Source organism: Luteimonas chenhongjianii (genome assembly GCF_002327105.1).
Lineage (GTDB): Bacteria > Pseudomonadota > Gammaproteobacteria > Xanthomonadales > Xanthomonadaceae > Luteimonas > Luteimonas chenhongjianii.
This window is the reverse complement of sequence record NZ_CP023406.1, coordinates 591,206-606,902: the sequence shown is the minus strand read 5'-3', so window position 1 is coordinate 606,902 and position 15,697 is coordinate 591,206. Positions and strand designations below refer to the sequence as shown.

14 protein-coding genes and 1 pseudogene are annotated in these 15,697 nt (G+C 70.2%); 8 read left to right on the top strand and 7 right to left on the bottom strand.

Annotation, left to right across the window (positions count from 1 at the left end):
* Positions 1–131 precede the first annotated feature (131 nt).
* The gene (locus tag CNR27_RS02785) at positions 132–1,463 is read right to left on the bottom strand and encodes an AmpG family muropeptide MFS transporter (RefSeq protein WP_096296840.1); all 1,332 of its coding nucleotides are present in this window, start codon (positions 1,461–1,463) and stop codon (positions 132–134) included.
* Entirely contained in the window at positions 1,460–2,278 is an 819-nt protein-coding gene (locus CNR27_RS02780) for an exodeoxyribonuclease III (protein ID WP_096296839.1), read from the bottom strand. The genes CNR27_RS02785 and CNR27_RS02780 overlap by 4 nt, the downstream gene beginning before the upstream one ends.
* Before the next feature lie 85 nt (positions 2,279–2,363).
* On the opposite strand from CNR27_RS02780, the gene CNR27_RS02775 reads away from it, so the two are divergent.
* The 4 genes from CNR27_RS02775 to CNR27_RS02760 all read left to right on the top strand — a co-directional run bounded on the left by CNR27_RS02775 (position 2,364) and on the right by CNR27_RS02760 (position 5,090).
* A complete protein-coding gene (locus tag CNR27_RS02775) occupies positions 2,364–2,873 on the top strand; it encodes a GNAT family N-acetyltransferase (RefSeq protein WP_157745228.1) in 510 nt (169 codons plus the stop codon).
* Entirely contained in the window at positions 2,870–3,529 is a 660-nt protein-coding gene (gene pyrE, locus CNR27_RS02770) for an orotate phosphoribosyltransferase (RefSeq protein WP_096296837.1), read from the top strand. The genes CNR27_RS02775 and pyrE overlap by 4 nt, the downstream gene beginning before the upstream one ends.
* 33 nt (positions 3,530–3,562) lie before the next feature.
* On the top strand, positions 3,563–4,216 hold the full coding sequence (locus CNR27_RS02765) for a hypothetical protein (RefSeq protein WP_096296836.1): 654 nt from the start codon (positions 3,563–3,565) through the stop codon (positions 4,214–4,216).
* 79 nt (positions 4,217–4,295) lie between these two features.
* Positions 4,296–5,090 carry an undecaprenyl-diphosphate phosphatase gene (locus CNR27_RS02760; protein ID WP_096300204.1) on the top strand — a complete coding sequence of 265 codons (795 nt, stop codon included), beginning with the start codon at positions 4,296–4,298 and terminating at the stop codon, positions 5,088–5,090.
* Positions 5,091–5,323: 233 nt separating this feature from the next.
* On the opposite strand, the gene CNR27_RS02755 is transcribed toward CNR27_RS02760, so the two are convergent.
* Complete coding sequence (locus CNR27_RS02755; protein WP_096300202.1) at positions 5,324–6,112, bottom strand: TatD family hydrolase; 789 nt, start codon at positions 6,110–6,112, stop codon at positions 5,324–5,326.
* A gap of 130 nt (positions 6,113–6,242) precedes the next feature.
* On the opposite strand from CNR27_RS02755, the gene hrpB reads away from it, so the two are divergent.
* Both hrpB and CNR27_RS02745 read left to right on the top strand, forming a co-directional pair.
* Complete coding sequence (hrpB, locus tag CNR27_RS02750) at positions 6,243–8,768, top strand: ATP-dependent helicase HrpB (protein ID WP_245815729.1); 2,526 nt, start codon at positions 6,243–6,245, stop codon at positions 8,766–8,768.
* A 219-nt stretch (positions 8,769–8,987) separates the two neighbouring features.
* Positions 8,988–9,332, top strand: a complete 345-nt coding sequence (locus CNR27_RS02745) for a hypothetical protein (protein WP_096296834.1) — start codon at positions 8,988–8,990, stop codon at positions 9,330–9,332.
* 91 nt (positions 9,333–9,423) lie between these two features.
* On the opposite strand, the gene CNR27_RS02740 is transcribed toward CNR27_RS02745, so the two are convergent.
* From CNR27_RS02740 to CNR27_RS02730, 3 genes are all read right to left on the bottom strand, one after another.
* Positions 9,424–10,554, bottom strand: coding sequence for a hybrid sensor histidine kinase/response regulator (locus CNR27_RS02740; protein ID WP_096296833.1), 1,131 nt, complete (start codon positions 10,552–10,554; stop codon positions 9,424–9,426).
* 120 nt (positions 10,555–10,674) lie between these two features.
* Positions 10,675–11,226 carry a pseudouridine synthase gene (locus CNR27_RS02735; RefSeq protein WP_096296832.1) on the bottom strand — a complete coding sequence of 184 codons (552 nt, stop codon included), beginning with the start codon at positions 11,224–11,226 and terminating at the stop codon, positions 10,675–10,677.
* 71 nt (positions 11,227–11,297) lie between these two features.
* The gene (locus tag CNR27_RS02730) at positions 11,298–12,152 is read right to left on the bottom strand and encodes a class I SAM-dependent methyltransferase (protein WP_096296831.1); all 855 of its coding nucleotides are present in this window, start codon (positions 12,150–12,152) and stop codon (positions 11,298–11,300) included.
* A gap of 167 nt (positions 12,153–12,319) precedes the next feature.
* Here CNR27_RS02730 and CNR27_RS02725 point away from each other — a divergent pair, with 167 nt between their 5' ends.
* Both CNR27_RS02725 and CNR27_RS02720 read left to right on the top strand, forming a co-directional pair.
* Entirely contained in the window at positions 12,320–13,273 is a 954-nt protein-coding gene (locus CNR27_RS02725) for an aldo/keto reductase (protein WP_096296830.1), read from the top strand.
* Positions 13,274–13,334: 61 nt separating this feature from the next.
* Positions 13,335–14,360, top strand: coding sequence for an NADP-dependent oxidoreductase (locus CNR27_RS02720; RefSeq protein WP_096296829.1), 1,026 nt, complete (start codon positions 13,335–13,337; stop codon positions 14,358–14,360).
* A 389-nt stretch (positions 14,361–14,749) separates the two neighbouring features.
* Here CNR27_RS02720 and CNR27_RS02715 read toward each other — a convergent pair.
* Positions 14,750–15,659 (bottom strand): annotated as a pseudogene (locus CNR27_RS02715) (LysR family transcriptional regulator); the annotation flags it as partial.
* Positions 15,660–15,697 lie beyond the last annotated feature (38 nt).

Below are 15,697 nucleotides of genomic sequence, written 5' to 3'. Positions count from 1 at the left end.
CACGCGTCCGGCCGGCTCGCCGCCGCTCGGGTCGGCACCCATGATCCAGGGCCCGCACGATGCCGGCTCACCGGCGGCTCTGCGCATCGCATCGCCTGCGCAGCACCCCGCCAGCAGACCCTCTGTCGCGATCAGGCGGCCGGCGACGCGACGGGCGCCTGCTGCGGCGTTTCCCTGATGCGCCGCCACAGCCAGGCGAGCAGCAGCAGCGTCGGCAGGACCGTCAGCGCGCTGAGCACGAAGAACGTCGAGTACGACGTCGCCTCCACCAGATAGCCCGAGACGCCGCCTGCGAACTTGCCCGGCAGGTTCGCCAGCGATACCAGCAGCGCGAACTGGGTGGCGGTGAAGTTGCGGTCGGTCAACGACGACATGAAGGCGATCAGCACCACGCCGGCGAAGCCCTGGAACAGGTTGTCGGCCGAGATCGCGGCGTAGAACGCCCAGATCTGGCCGGGGTTCTGCGCCATCAGCAGGAAGGCGAGATTCGACAGCGCCACGCCGAACGTCGCAACCAGCAGCATCCGCCGGAAACCGAACGCCGCGACCGCGATGCCACCGGCGAACGCACCGGCAATGCCCATCCACACGCCGAACAGCTTCGACACCGTGGCGATATCGGCCTTGGTGTAGCCGGAGTCGAGATAGAACGGGCCCGACATCACCCCGATCACCTGGTCGGGAAACTTGAACAGGCCCACGAACAGCAGCAGCGCCAGCCCCAGCGCCACGCCGTTGTTGCTGAAGAAGCTCGCGAACGGTTGCCAGAACGCCCCGACGAAATCGATCCGCCGCACCACGGTCGATTCCGGCGCCACCGGCTCGCGGCACAGCAGCGTGGTCATGATCGGCAGCAGCATCAGCGAGGCCATCGCCAGATACGCCCAGATCCAGTCGCGGAACTCGGCCAGGTACAGCGCCCCGGCACCGGCGAGGATCAGGCCGAAGCGATAGCCCAGGGTATAGGTCGCCGCCAGCGCCGCCTGGGCATTGGCCGGTGCGACTTCGATGCGATAGGCGTCGACCACCGAGTCCTGGGTGGCACCGGCGAACGAGGCCAGCAGCACCCAGCCCACCAGGGGCGCGACGCCCACATCGGGCCGGGTGAATGCCAGCCCGACCAGACCGATCATCACCACGATCTGCGACGCCAGCAGCCACGACCGACGCCGCCCGAGGAACGCGGTCAGCGGAAACGCATACCGGTCGATCAGCGGCGCCCACAGGAACTTCAGCAGATAGAAGAAACTCGCCAGGCTGATCAGGCCGATGCTGCCCAGGTCGAGGCCGACATCGCGAAGCCGCGTCGACAGCGTCTGCGAGGCGATCAGCAGGAACGGCAGTCCGCTGCCGAAGCCGAGGAACAGCATCGTGACCGCCGACGGCGTGGCGAACGCGCGACGGATGCCGCGCCAGCCCTTGTAGGAGACCGGCGCGTCGGCGGCCGCCGCCGGCCCGCTCATGCGCGGTAGTCCACGACGAGCGGCGCGTGGTCGGAGAAGCGCGGCTCGGGGTGCACCGCGCACGCCAGCACCCGGTCGCGCAGCGAAGGCGTGATGAACTGGTAGTCGATCCGCCAGCCCACGTTGTTGGCGCGGGCGGCGCCGCGATTGCTCCACCAGGTGTATTCGGGTGCATCGGGGCGCAGCACGCGCAGCGCATCGAGCCAACCGGTCGCCGGCGGCTCGACCAGGCCGTCGCCGCAGGCATCGGCGATCATGCCGTTGAGCCAGGCGCGCTCGGGCGGCGTGCAGCCGGAATTCTTCTGGTTGCTGGTCCAGTTCCGGATGTCGTGGCGCGCGCGCACGATGTTCCAGTCGCCGCACAGCACGTAGTCGCGGCCGCTGGCCAACCACTCATCGAGGATGGGTTTGAGCCAGGCCATCACCTCGAACTTGAAGCCCTGGCGCAGCTCGCCCGACGAGCCCGACGGGATGTAGAACGACACCACGCTTAGGTTGCCGAATCGCGCTTCGATGTAGCGGCCTTCGTCGTCGAACGGCGCCCAGCCGAGCGCGGTGCGGATCTCGTCCGGCTCGCGCCTGGCATAGATCGCAACGCCGCTGTAACCCTTCTTCGTCGTCGCATCGCGGAACCACGCCTTGTAGCCCGCCGGCAGGAAGTCCGCATGCAGACCGGCCTCGCTGGCCAGCTGGTGTTCCTGCGCCTTGGTCTCCTGCATGCACAGCACGTCGGCATCCTGGGCGACGAACCAGTCGAAGAACCCCTTCCTGGTGGCGGAGCGGATGCCGTTGGCGTTGAAGCTGACGATTCTCATGCAGGCGTGGCGCGACGTGGACCGGGCGCCAAGCCTACCGGATTGGCGGCCGGCACCGCCGCGGCCGCCGCCCTATGCTGGGGGGATGTCGCCTGCCCCGTCGCCACGCGTGATGCCCGCTTCGGCCGCCCAGGCCGAGGCCGCGCGGGCGCTGGTGCTCCGCCCCGGGCAGGCGGCCTACGCCGGCGATTTCGCCTTCAACGTCGACAACGCCCGCGCCAGTGCCGACAGCGACGCGATGGTGATCGTGCAGGGCGACGTGGTGATCGGGTTCTACCGGCTCGACTACGTGGCCACCGCCGCTGCGCACCAGGTCCTCGATCCGCGCACGGTGACCCTGCGCGCCTTCGCACTCGGCGCGCCCTGGCAGGGTCTTGGCCTCGCGCGCCCCGCCCTGGAGGCGTGCTGCGCCGATCTGGCCGCGCGGCATCCCGGCCGGCCACTGGCGCTGAACGTGCACGCGCGCAACCACGTCGCGCTGGCCCTGTACCTGGGCGCGGGCTTTGTCGACGGGGGCGAAAGCCTGCCCGGTGGCAGCGCCGGGGCGCAACGGTTGCTGTTGCGCGCACCCGGCATGGGACAATGCCGGCCATGACCGACCATCGCACCCGCTTCCTGCAGCTCGCACTGAAGGCCGACGCCCTGCGCTTCGGCGAATTCACCCTCAAATCGGGCCGCGTCAGCCCGTACTTCTTCAACGCCGGGCGCTTCGATTCGGGGGCGGCGATCGCGACGCTCGCCGGATGCTATGCAGACGCCGTGGACGCCGCCGGCGTGGACTTCGACCTGTTGTTCGGGCCCGCCTACAAGGGCATTCCGCTGGCGACCGCGCTGGCCTGCGAATACGCACGCCGCGGACGTGATCTGCCGGTGGCGTTCAACCGCAAGGAGGCCAAGACGCACGGCGAGGGCGGGACCCTGATCGGCGCGCCGCTGGCCGGCCGGCGGGTGCTGATCGTCGATGACGTGATCACCGCCGGGACCGCGATCCGCGAGGCACTGGCACTGATCGCCGACGGCGGCGGCACGGTCGCGGGCATCGTGATCGCACTCGACCGCCAGGAACGCGTGGCCGAGGACGCAGCCGAATCGGCGGCGCAGCGCGTCGCGCGCGAGCAGGACGTGCCGGTCGTGGCGATCGCCGGCCTGTCCGATCTGCTTGCATTTGTGGGCCAGGACGCGACACTGGCGACAGAGCGCGATCGCCTGCTCGCCTATCGGGCCCGACATGGCAGCGATCCGACACGCTGATACCGCTTTACAGCCGTCAGGGGGACGGACGACATGAACCTTCCGATCCGCCTCGTGGCTGGTCTGTTGCTGGCCGGCGTCGCGAGCGCTGCGACCGCCCAGCGTGCGCCGGCCGCCGACCGCAAGGTGTACTGCTGGAACGAAGGCGGCCGGCGCGTCTGCGGCGATGTCCTGCCCGCCTCTGCAGTGGATGCCGAGCGCACCGAGATCAGCGCGCGCAGCGGCATGACCACCGCGCGGGTGAGCCGGGCGCCCACTGCCGAAGAACGCGGCGCCGCCGCGGCGGCCGCGCAGCAGGCCCGTCTCGATGCCGAAGTGCAGGCCGCCCTGCGCCGCTCCGAGCTGGCGATGGTCGAGTCGTATGCGACCGAGGCGGACCTGCGTCGCGCCTATGGGGAGCGCATCGTGCTGGTCGAGGAAGCCCTGAAGACCTCGCGCATGGGCGTCGACAACCTGCGCGGCAGCCTGCTGGCCTTGCTGCGCCAGGCCGGCGAGCGCGAACTGCAGGGTCAGGCGGTAGCCAGGCCGCTGGTCGACACCATCCGCAGCCACCGCGCGGACCTTGAGCGCCAGCAGGCGATCCTCGAGCAGCAGCGCAGCGAACAGGCCGCGCTCGACGGCGATCTGCAGGCCGCGCTGATCCGCTACCGCGAACTCAAGCAGGGCGCCACCGCCACCCGCGACTGACCCCCCTCCCGGGCCAGGGTGGGCCGCATCCCGGGCGGGGGGTATTCTTGCCCGCTTGTCTTCGCTTCGCGTGCCTGCCGTGTCCGATCCGATTTCCGCACTTGTCCTCGGCATCATCGAGGGCATCACCGAATTCCTCCCGGTCTCGAGCACCGGTCACCTGCTGATCGCCCAGCACTGGCTCGGGGCACGCTCGGACTTCTTCAACATCGTCATCCAGGCCGGCGCGATCGTCGCGATCACCCTGGTGTACCGCCAGCGCATCTGGGATCTGAGCACCGGTCTGCGCGAGCGCGAGAACCGCGACTACGCGATGAAGATCGCCGTGGCCTTCCTGGTGACGGCGCTGGTCGGCCTGCCGGTGCGCCTGGCGGGCTGGGAGCTGCCCGAGACGGTGACACCGATCGCCTGGGCCCTGATCATCGGTGGCGTGTGGATGCTGGTGGCCGAGCACTTCGCCGAGAAGCGCGGCGACAACGCCCATGTCACCTGGACGGTCGCGATCGCCGTGGGCCTTGGCCAGGTGGTGGCCGGCGTGTTCCCGGGTACCTCGCGTTCGGCGATGACGATCTTCCTGGCTATGCTGCTGGGCCTGAGCCGGCGTTCGGCGGCGGCCGAGTTCGCGTTCCTGGTCGGCATTCCGACGATGTTCGCCGCCAGCGCCTATGCGTTCCTGGAACTCTGGCGCGACCAGGGCCTGGGCGAGGAAGCCTGGGGTGACGTCGCGATCGCCTTCCTGGCGGCCATGGTCACCGGCTTCCTTGTCGTGAAATGGCTGCTGGCCTACATCAAGCGTCACCGCTTCACCGGCTTTGCGATCTATCGCATCGTGCTGGGCGCCGGCCTGTTGCTGTTGATGCCGTCGGGGACCTGACGCGGGCAGCTGGGCAGATCCCCCGCGCCGATCAACGTCGCAAGCCGTCCGCTTTCCCGGGGGTCCGCGGCCTCCGGCCGCGCAGTTCGTTGCACCGGGCCAGGCATGCCGCGCCGCCCGTTCGATGCGTCGGCGTCGTTCCCGGACGACGCAGGCGCGTCCCGGTGCAGCAGGAGAGGTCCGCCCCCGGGATCCGCGCTGCCACCCCGGCAGGAAGGGTGGCCGGCGCGCGCTCAGGGCAGCCGGAAGAACGCCTCCGCGCTCGCGGTCGTCGCTGCGGCGGTGACCTCGACCGGCTCGCCGCGATCGCGCGCCAGTTCCTCGACGATGTGCGGCAGGAAGGCCGGTTCGTTGCGGCGGTCCTTCGGCAATGGCTTGAGCGTACGCGGCAGCAGGTACGGCGCGTCGGTCTCCACCATCAGCCGCTGCGCCGGGATGTTGCCCACCAGTTCGCGCAGGTGCTGGCCACGACGTTCGTCGCAGAGCCAGCCGGTGATGCCGATGTACCAGTCGCGATCGAGGCATTCGAACAGCTCGCGACGGCCGGCGGTGAAGCAGTGCACGACCGCCGGGCCGATCCGCCCTTCGAACTCGCGCATGATCGCGACGAAATCGTCATGCGCGTCGCGCTGGTGCAGGAACAGCGGCTTGCCGGTGTCGGCCGCGATCTGCAGCTGGCGTTCGAACGCCTTGCGCTGCGCCGGACGCGGCGCGAAATCGCGGAAGTAGTCGAGTCCGCATTCGCCCACCGCCACTACTTCCGGATGCGCCAGCAGCGCGCGCATTTCGGCGTCGCATTCCGCGGTGTATTCCACCGCGTGATGCGGGTGTACGCCGGCGGTCGCGTACAGGAACCCGGGATGCGCCTGCGCCAGCTCGAGCGCCTTGGGCGAATGCTCGCGACTGGCGCCGGTGACCACCATGCGGCGCACGCCCGCATCGCGCGCGCGTTGCAGCACGGCGTCGCGATCGTGGTCGAAACTGTCGTGGGTGAGATTTGCACCGATGTCGATCAGCTGCATGGCGACCGGGCCTGAAAGCGGGGGTGCATTGTATGCGCCGATGCTGCGGCCCCCGGAGCGCGGCGCTGTCGACGGCCCGGGCATCGTGCGCGCATCGACGCGCCCGCGCGACGTCGCTAGCCTGTGCGCCGTGACGACCCCTGCCCCCTCCGCCTTCCCCATCGCGCCGCTGCTGCCGGAGATCGTCTCGAGCCTTGCCGCGCATCCGCGCCTGGTGCTCGAGGCCCCGCCCGGCGCCGGCAAGACCACGCAGGTTCCGCTGGCACTTCTGGATGCGCCATGGCTCGGCGGCCGCAGGATCGTGATGCTGGAACCGCGCCGGGTGGCCGCACGTTCGGCGGCGACGTTCATGGCCCGCCAGCTCGGCGACGAGGTCGGCGGCATCGTCGGCTACCGCATCCGCTTCGAGCAGCGGATCAGCGCCCGCACCCGGATCGAAGTGGTGACCGAGGGCATCCTCACCCGGATGCTGCAGGACGATCCGGAGCTGGCCGAGGTCGGTGCGCTGCTGTTCGACGAATTCCACGAACGCCATCTCGCCGGCGATCTCGGCCTCGCGCTCGCACGCGACGTCCAGGCCAGCCTGCGCGAGGACCTGCGCCTGGTGGTGATGTCGGCCACCCTCGACGGCGCGCGCATCGCGCAATGGCTGGATGCGCCGCGGCTGTCGAGCGCGGGACGCAGCTTTCCCGTCGCGATCAGCCATGCGCCGCCGCGCCGCGATGAGGCGCTCGAGCTGCAGGTCCGCCGGGTCCTGGTCGAGGCCTTGGCCACGCATCCGGGCGATGCGCTGGTATTCCTGCCGGGCCAGCGCGAGATCGCGCGCGCTCGCGCGCAGCTGGAGGCGGCGCTGCCGGAGGGTGTCGAGCTGCTCGCGTTGCATGGCGAATTGCCAGTCGACGCGCAGACGCACGTGCTGCAGCCGGCGAGCGATGGCCGTCGTCGCGTGGTGCTGGCGACCAACGTCGCCGAGAGCAGCGTGACCCTGCCGGGGGTGCGCATCGTCGTCGACAGCGGCCAGGCCCGCGAACCGCGCTTCGATCCCAACAGCGGATTTTCGCGGCTGGAGGTCGTGGCGATCTCGCAGGCATCGGCCGACCAGCGCGCCGGCCGCGCGGGCCGCGTCGCCCCCGGCGTGGCCCTGCGGCTGTGGCCGGAATCGCAGCGCCTGGAGCCGCAACGGCGGCCGGAGATCGCGCAGGTCGATCTGGCTGCGCTCGCGCTCGAACTCGCCGCCTGGGGCGATCCGTCGCTCGTGTTTCCCGATCCCCCGCCCGCCGGCGCGATGGGCGCGGCGCACGACCTGCTGCAACGCCTCGACGCACTCGACGCGCGGGGCGCGATCACCCAGACCGGCCGTCGCATGCTCGCGCTCGGCACCCATCCCCGGCTCGCGGCGATGCTGCTGGCCGGCGCGGACGCGAATGGCAAGGCCTTGGCCTGCGACCTGTGCGCGTTGCTGGAAGCGCGCGACCCGCTGCGGCCGCTTCCCGGCTCGCCGCGCTCCGACGCGGTGGCCGCGCGCTGGCAGGCCCTGGCGGCATTCCGCGCCGGGCGCACGCCGCCCGACGCCCAGCGCGGCGCGCTCGCGGCGATCGACGCGGCTGCCGGTCAATGGCGACGACGCCTACGGCTCGACGCGGCGCCACCGGCTTCGGCGCCCGCGCACGCCCTCGGCGACCTGCTCGCGCATGCATTCCCCGATCGCATCGGCCATCGCCACGCGCGCGACGCCACCCGCTATGGGCTGAGCAACGGGCGCATGGCGCGGCTGTTCGACGACAGCACGCTGCGCGGCGAACCGTGGATCGTCGCCAGCGAACTGCGCTTCGAAGCCCGCGATGCGCTGCTGCTGCGCGGCGCGCCGGTCGACGAGGCGCAGTTGCGGCGACTGTGGCCGAGGCGCTTCGTCGAGGCCGACGAGACCCGCTGGGATCCCGAGCGGCGCGCACTGGTCGGCATGCGGGTATCGCGTTTCGACGGCATCGTGCTCGACGCGCGGGCGAACGGACGCGTCGATCCGGCGCAGGCCGCGCAGGCCCTGAGCGATGCTGTGGGCCTGCTCGGGCTCGACGTACTGCCCTGGCGCGACGGCCTGCGGCAGTGGCGCGCACGCGCACAGGCGGTACGTGCGTGGATGCCCGAACTCGGATTGCCGGACCTGTCCGACGCAGCGCTGCTGGCGACACGCGACAGCTGGCTGCGCCCGGCATTCGCCGGCATCAGCCGGCTCGACGCACTGACCCCGCAGGCATTCGCCGATGCACTGCAGGGCCTGCTGGACTGGGGCCAGCGCCAGCAGATCGAGCGGCTCGCGCCTGCCCGCGTCGACGTGCCTTCAGGCATGGCGCGCGCGATCGACTACGCGATCGAGGCCGATGGAACACCGGCCCCGCCGGTGCTCGCGGTCAAGCTGCAGGAACTGTTCGGCCTGGCAGATACACCGGCCGTTGCCGGTGGCCGGGTCCCGCTGACGATCCACCTGCTGTCTCCTGCCGGACGTCCCCTGCAGGTCACCCGCGACCTGGCCGGCTTCTGGGAACGCACCTATCCCGAGGTCCGCAAGGAAATGAAGGGGCGCTATCCCAAACACCCGTGGCCGGAGGACCCCTGGAACGCGCCGGCTACCCATCGCGCGAAGCCGCGCGGGACCTAGACCACCGCGCGCGGCCTCGGCCTCCGGGCGGTGCGGCGGGGGCCCTCCGGCAAGCCGGTCGGGAAGCGCGGGGCCGCGTGGACGCATCCCCCGGCTTCAGCCCCGCCGCGGCGCGTTCCCCGGCGCCTGCCGACCGTCCGCGACGCCAGCGCTCACACCGGGTCCACAGGCGGCGCATAGACTCCTTCGCCTCCCCTGCGGACCCACGAGGTCACTCCCATGAGCAAATTCGAAGTGTTGTCCGACAAGGCCTTGTCGCTGGTCGGCCAGGCAGGCGACAGCCTGCGTCACGCGATCCCCGAATCGGCCGAAAAGTGGCTCAAGACCGGTATCGCCATTGGCGCTGCGCGCTCGGGCACCCGGGCGGCCGGCGGATTCCTGCGTCGTAACCCGGCCATCCTGGCCGCCTCGGCGATCGGCATCGGCGTGGCCTGGGCCGTCGCCTACCAGTACCGCAAGCGCAAGCAGTCGAACACGGTCGAAGGCAGCTCGCGTCGCATCGAACCCAACCGCAGTTCGACGCGCAAGCGTGGCTCGCGCGAGGCATCCGAATCGGATTCCTGATTCTAGGCATCGTCTGCGCGCCGGCCATGCGGCCGGGCGCGGACTAACCGACGCGGGCCTCGGCCCGCGTTTTTTTTGCCACGCGGCCGGTTCAATCGGCCGATGGGACCTCTGCGACCGCCAGCTCCGGGGAGACTTCCGGCAGTTCGATGACGAAACGCGCACCGCCGCCATCACGGTCTTCGTACCAGAGCTGGCCGCCCAGATCGACGATGATCTGCTTGGCCAGGGACAGGCCCAGGCCGCTGGAGCGGCCATCGTCCTTGTCCGTGTAGGCCAGTCGCTGGAACGGACGGAACAGCGCGTGCTGCTGGTCACGCGCGATGCCCGGCCCCCGGTCCTCGACCAGCAACTGCCAGAAACCGACGCCGCCGCCGCGCAGGGAGATGTCGACGTCGCTGTCGGGCGCGTACTTGATCGCGTTGCTGATCAGGTTCTCCGCCACCTGGCGCAGGACCAGGCCGTCGACGGCGACCATCGGTGACGCATCCGGCGCCCGCGCGTGCAGGGTCACGCCCCGGTCCTCGAACTGCAGGGCATAGCGGGCGAGGATCCAGTCCAGCACATCGCGCAGTTTGGTGGCCTGGCGGGCGGCGGCGATCTTGCGCGAAGTGTCCTGGGTCTCGAGATAGCGGCGGATGTAACCGAGCGCGTCTTCGGCGCTCTCGTGGATCATCTTGTGATAGCGCGGAATGCGCTCGGGCTTGGTCTCGTTCTTGATCAGCATGTCGCTGGCGAACCAGATGCTCGACAGCGGATTCTTCAGGTCGTGCGCGACCAGGTTCACCAGCTCCTGGCGCTCGCGCGCGATGCGCTCGAGGCGGTCGCGGGTCTGCTTGAGGCCGACGTGCGCATTGACGCGCGCCAGCAGTTCCTCGGGCATGAACGGCTTGGTGACATAGTCGACCGCGCCCGCATCGAAGGCGCGCAGCAGCAGCTCGCGGTCCTGGGCCACGGTCAGGAACACGACCGGCAGGCGCAGCAGGTCCGGGTTCTGCTTGATCTCGGCCAGCAGCGCGAAGCCGTCCATGTTCGGCATCAACATGTCGAGCAGCAGCAGGTCGGGTTGGCGCTCCTGCAGCATCGCCAGCGCGTCGGCCCCGTCAGGGGCGGTCTGCACCTCGTAGCCGTGACGGCTCAGCAGCGAACTGACAACGCGCAGGTTCGCAGGCTGATCATCGACGACAAGAATGCGACCACTGGCGTTTGCAGAATTCGGCATAGGTTCCGGATGAGGCACAGGGACTGCGCAACAGGCGCGCGCTGGCCGCCCCGCACGGTAACAGAAACCCGTGCGCCGCCACAGCGGTCAGCGCCGACCTGAACGGCCCGCAGCGCCGACTCAGACAGTCGCCGCGCCGGCGATCCTCCACTGGCCTGGCGCCAGATCGCCCAGCGACCAGTCGCCGATCGCCACACGCACCAGCCGCAGCGTCGGCAGGCCCACGGCTGCGGTCATGCGGCGGACCTGGCGATTGCGACCCTCGTGGATCGTCAGCTCCAGCCACGCGTCGGGGACGGTCTTGCGGTAACGCACCGGGGGGTCGCGCGGCCACAGGCTCGGCGCGTGCTCAAGCAGCGCCACGCGCGCCGGGCGGGTCGGACCGTCGTTCAGCACGACGCCATCGCGCAGCGCCTGCAGCTGGTCCGGCGTGGGCGCACCTTCCACCTGCACGCGGTAGGTCTTGGCCAGCTTGTGGCGCGGATCGGTGATCCGGTGCGCAAGCGGGCCGTCGTCGGTCAGCAGCAGCAGACCTTCGCTGTCGTGGTCGAGGCGACCTGCGGCATAGACATCCGCCGGCAGCCCGTAGCCGGCCAAGGTTGGCCGCGGCGGCGAGCTGCGGTCGGTGAACTGGCAGAGCACGCCGTAGGGCTTGTTGAAGGCGACGAGCATGGGAGCGGCGGGCGCGGGAGGCAGGCGGAGCGGAATTGCGGAGGTGGCCGGCGACCGGCCACCCGCGCGTATCAGGGCTTCACGAAACGCAGGGTCATGCGGTCGCTTTCGCCGATCGCGATGTATTTCGCCGCATCGGCGGCATCGTGGCGATTGGTCGGCGGCAGCATCCACACGCCATTGGGATGGTCGCGCGTGTCCTTCGGATTCGCGTTGATCTCGCTGCTGCCGTCGACACGGAAGCCGGCCGCCTGGGCCAGCGCGATGACCTGGGACTGGGCGACATAGCCGCTACGGTCGCCCTCCGGCACCTCGCCGCGCGCCCGGTGTTCGACGACGCCGAGCACGCCGCCCGGACGCAGCACTTCGTGGAAGCTCTTGAACATCGCCTCGGCCTGGCCGGCGCTGCGCCAGTTGTGCACGTTGCGGAAGGTCAGCACGACATCGGCCGAGCCGGGCGGGCCCAGGCGCGGCGCCGTGGGGTCGTAAAGCACGGTGCGCGCGCCCTCGAACTGCGCGGGCGCGGCATCGAAGCGCGCCTGCAGGCCATCGTGCTGCGCCTTCTGGTAGTCGCGCCCGCGGCCTTCGGCAACGGCGGCCGGATCGACCAGTGCGGCGATGTAGCGTCCGTTTCCGCGCAGGTAGGGGGCGAGGATCTCGGTGTACCAGGCGCCGCTGCCGGGCGTGATCTCGATGACGGTGTGCTCCGGACGCACGCCGAAGAACGTGAGCGTCTCGCGTGGATGGCGGAACTGGTCGCGCGCGCGGTTGTCGGCGCTGCGCCATTCGCCGGCGAGCGCCGCGTCGAGGCGGGCGACGTTGTTGGCGTCGAGATCGCCGGCCGAGTCGGCGGGCGTGGTCGGCCCGCTGGCACAGCCGGCGAGCACGAGCAGGGCGAGGGCACAGAACGACAAGCTGCGTTGCATGGGCGGAACTCCGGACGCGGATGTGGCGCAAGGGTGCCACAGGCCGGACGGATCTCCGGCACCAGTGTCGACGGCCGGGCACCGGAACGCTGATTTGCATGCGCGCTGGTACGAGCGCGTCCCGCGACTGCCTATGCTGGCACCTCCACCACACCCTGGAAATCGCAATGGCGGAGCGTGAACTCGGTCGATCGGGCCTGAAGGTCTCGCCGCTGGCGTTCGGCGGCAATGTCTTCGGCTGGAGCGCCGATGCAGCCACAACCCACGCCCTGCTGGATGAGTGCGTCGCGCTCGGCCTCAATCTGATCGACACGGCCGATGCCTATTCGGCATGGGTGGACGGCAACGCCGGGGGCGAGTCGGAGACGCTGATCGGACGCTGGCTGCAGGCCAGCGGCAAACGCAACCGCGTGGTCATCGCGACCAAGGTGGGCAAGTGGCCGCAACGCAAGGGCCTGGCACCGGCCAACATCCAAGCCGCCTGCGAGGATTCGCTGCGGCGCCTGGGTACCGATGTCATCGACCTGTACCAGGCCCATGAGGATGACGCCACGGTGCCGCTCGAAGACACCCTGGGCGCGTTCTCGCGGTTGATCGAGCAGGGCAAGGTGCGCGCGATCGGGGCCTCGAACTACAGCGCCGCACGCCTGGCCGAAGCGCTCGACATCGCCGAGCGCCATGGCCTGCCGCGTTACGAGACGCTGCAGCCCGAGTACAACCTGGTCGATCGCGCCGGCTACGAGGCCGCGCTCGAACCGCTGGTACGTGCGCGCGGCATCGGTGTGATCCCCTACTACGCGCTGGCCAGTGGCTTCCTCAGCGGCAAGTACCGCACCCGCGCCGATGCCGCCAAGAGCAGCGCGCGCGGTGCGCAGGTGGTCGCGCGCTACCTCAACCCGCGCGGCAAGCGCATCCTCGCCGCGCTCGACGACGTCGCCTGTCGCCAGGCGTGTACCGTCGCGCAGGTCGCATTGGCCTGGCTGATCGCCCGCCCCGGCGTGACCGCACCGATCGTCAGCGCGACCAGCGTCGCCCAGCTGCGTGAGCTCGCGGCCTCGCGCACGCTGCTGCTGTCGAAGGCCGACATCGCCTGCCTCGACAACGCCAGCGCCGGCGGCTGAGGTCACGCCGGCCTCGGCCCGATTGCGCCATGCTGGCCAGCCCCGTCGAGCGGAGTCGCGCATGACCACCGAACAGAACACCCGCATCGTGCTGGCCGCGCGACCCAAGGGCGCGCCGGTCGCCAGCGACTTCCGCCTCGAGCACACGCCCATGCCCACGCCGCGCACCGGGCAGGTGCTGCTGCGCAATCGCTGGCTCTCGCTCGACCCCTACATGCGCGGCCGAATGAACGCCGGACGCTCGTACGTCGCGCCACTCGAGATCGGCGAGACCATGGACGGCGGCACGGTGTCGGAGGTGGTGGAGTCGCTGCATCCGGCGTGGTCGCCCGGCGACCTGGTGCTGGCCCATGCGGGCTGGCAGACCTACGCGGTGGTGGATGGCGAAACCCTGCGCCGCAAGCTCGATCCGGCCGGGCTGCCGGTCCAGACTGCGCTCGGCGTGCACGGCATGCCCGGGTTCACCGCCTATGTCGGCCTGCACGAGATCGGCAGGCCGCAGCACGGCGAAACCCTGGTCGTCGCCGCCGCAAGCGGCCCGGTGGGGGCGACCGTCGGCCAGATCGCGAAGCTGAAAGGCGCGCGCGTGGTCGGCATCGCCGGTGGCGCGGAGAAGGTCGCGCATCTTCGCGACGAGCTCGGTTTCGATGTCGCACTCGACCACCGCGCCGAGGATTTTGCCGAGCAGCTGGCCGCGGCATGCCCGGACGGCATCGACGTGTACTTCGAGAACGTCGGCGGCAAGGTCTTCGATGCGGTGATGCCGCTGCTCAATGATTTCGCGCGTATTCCGGTCTGCGGCCTCGTCGCCCACTACAACGCCACCGCTCCCGCGCCGGGCCCGGATCGCCTGCCGCAGCTGATGGCGATGATCCTCAGCCGCCACCTCACCGTGCGCGGCTTCATCCAGCACGACTTCATCGCGCTCTACCCGGAATTCGTGCGCGAGATGGGCCGGTGGCTGCGCGATGGCCGCATCCGCTACCGCGAGGACGTGGTGGTGGGTCTGGAGCGGGCGCCGGAGGCGTTCATCGGCATGCTCGAGGGGCGCAACTTCGGCAAGCTGCTGGTCAAGCTCGACAGCTAGCTTCGCGCCCGGCGGCGCTCGTCTGTTTGCCGCAGCAGTCTCGCGCTGCGCCCCCTTCGATTCCTCGATGCGGCGCGCATGTACGCAGGCCCGAAGGACGACGCGCGGCGACGCCCTTCGATCGGTCTGGTCCCGGATCGGAGTCCGCCCAGCAAGCGAAAGAGACCGGCAAAAGCAGCGCCCGGCGCGCGCATCGCCCGCGCCGGGCGGTCGATGGCGTCAACGTCCCGCGAGCACGACCTCTTCTGCTTCGTCCGCCTCGATATCCGCGGCGTCGGCCTCTTCAACCGCTTCGACTGCCTGCCGCGTCGCTTTCTCCAGCTGCGCCAGCACCGCCTTGCCCGTGTATTTCGCTTCCATTGCCTGCTGCTGCACCTGGCACAGCGTCTGCATGTGCCCAGCGTCGAAATTGAGGCGGTCGATCAGGAAATCGACGAACGCACGCACCTTGGGGGACACCAGCCGGCCACCCGGGAACACCGCATTGATATCGACTTCCGGGCCCGTCCAGCCGGCCAGCACGCGTTGCGCCATGCCGGCTTCGACGAAGGCCTTGGCCATCACGTCGCCGGTCAGCATCAGGCCCTCGCCCTTGATCAGCGCCCAGTTGAGCGCGGCGGGATCGTTGGCGACGAGCTGCGGATTGACCGGAAACTCGCGCAGCGCGTGGCCGTCGGTCAGTGACCACACGAAGCGGTTGTTGGCGTTGTGGCTCTTGCGCATCACCAGCGTGCGGTGGTGCTGCAGGTCGTCGGGGTGCAGTGGTTCGCCATGCCGTTCGATGTAGGCCTGACTGGCGAAGACCTGGGTACGCAGGCTGCCGAGTTTGCGCGCGACGAGGTTGGAATCGGGCAGCGTGCCGATGCGCAGGGCCAGATCGGCTTCGCCTGCGATCAGGTCGAGCTTCTCGTTGCCCATGTGCATGTCGAGCTGGATCTCGGGGTACTGCGACTGGAAGTCGCCGAGCAGCGGCGCGATCCAGGTGATGCCGATCGAGTAGGGCACGGTGAAACGCAGCCAGCCGCGCGGCCCCGACTGCAACTGCGCCACCGCGCTTTCCGCATCTTCCAGGCCGCGCGCGATCCGCTGGCAGTGCTCGTGATAGACGCTGCCGGCCTCTGTCAGGCCCAGCCGGCGCGTGGTGCGGTTGAGCAGGCGTGCGCCGAGCCGCTGTTCGAGCTCCTGCACCTTGCGACTGACCGTGGTCTTGGGCAGGCCGAGCGCGTTCGCGGCGGCGATGAAGCTGCCCTGCTCGACCACCTTGACGAAGATCAGGGTCTCGTTGAGATCGTGGGCCATGTGGAACTCCTTGGCAGTGCCGTGGCGCGAACAGGGGG

Excerpts from the sequence above, each read along its gene's own strand:
- CNR27_RS02730 (WP_096296831.1), bottom strand. The coding sequence starts at position 12,152 with ATGCAACGCAGCTTGTCGTTCTGTGCCCTCGCCCTGCTCGTGCTCGCC.
- CNR27_RS02755 (WP_096300202.1), bottom strand. The coding sequence starts at position 6,112 with ATGCAGCTGATCGACATCGGTGCAAATCTCACCCACGACAGTTTCGAC.
- CNR27_RS02720 (WP_096296829.1), top strand. The coding sequence starts at position 13,335 with ATGACCACCGAACAGAACACCCGCATCGTGCTGGCCGCGCGACCCAAG.
- CNR27_RS02780 (WP_096296839.1), bottom strand. The coding sequence starts at position 2,278 with ATGAGAATCGTCAGCTTCAACGCCAACGGCATCCGCTCCGCCACCAGG.
- pyrE (WP_096296837.1), top strand. The coding sequence starts at position 2,870 with ATGACCGACCATCGCACCCGCTTCCTGCAGCTCGCACTGAAGGCCGAC.
- CNR27_RS02745 (WP_096296834.1), top strand. The coding sequence starts at position 8,988 with ATGAGCAAATTCGAAGTGTTGTCCGACAAGGCCTTGTCGCTGGTCGGC.
- CNR27_RS02740 (WP_096296833.1), bottom strand. The coding sequence starts at position 10,554 with ATGCCGAATTCTGCAAACGCCAGTGGTCGCATTCTTGTCGTCGATGAT.
- CNR27_RS02775 (WP_157745228.1), top strand. The coding sequence starts at position 2,364 with ATGTCGCCTGCCCCGTCGCCACGCGTGATGCCCGCTTCGGCCGCCCAG.
- CNR27_RS02785 (WP_096296840.1), bottom strand. The coding sequence starts at position 1,463 with ATGAGCGGGCCGGCGGCGGCCGCCGACGCGCCGGTCTCCTACAAGGGC.
- CNR27_RS02725 (WP_096296830.1), top strand. The coding sequence starts at position 12,320 with ATGGCGGAGCGTGAACTCGGTCGATCGGGCCTGAAGGTCTCGCCGCTG.
- CNR27_RS02765 (WP_096296836.1), top strand. The coding sequence starts at position 3,563 with ATGAACCTTCCGATCCGCCTCGTGGCTGGTCTGTTGCTGGCCGGCGTC.
- CNR27_RS02735 (WP_096296832.1), bottom strand. The coding sequence starts at position 11,226 with ATGCTCGTCGCCTTCAACAAGCCCTACGGCGTGCTCTGCCAGTTCACC.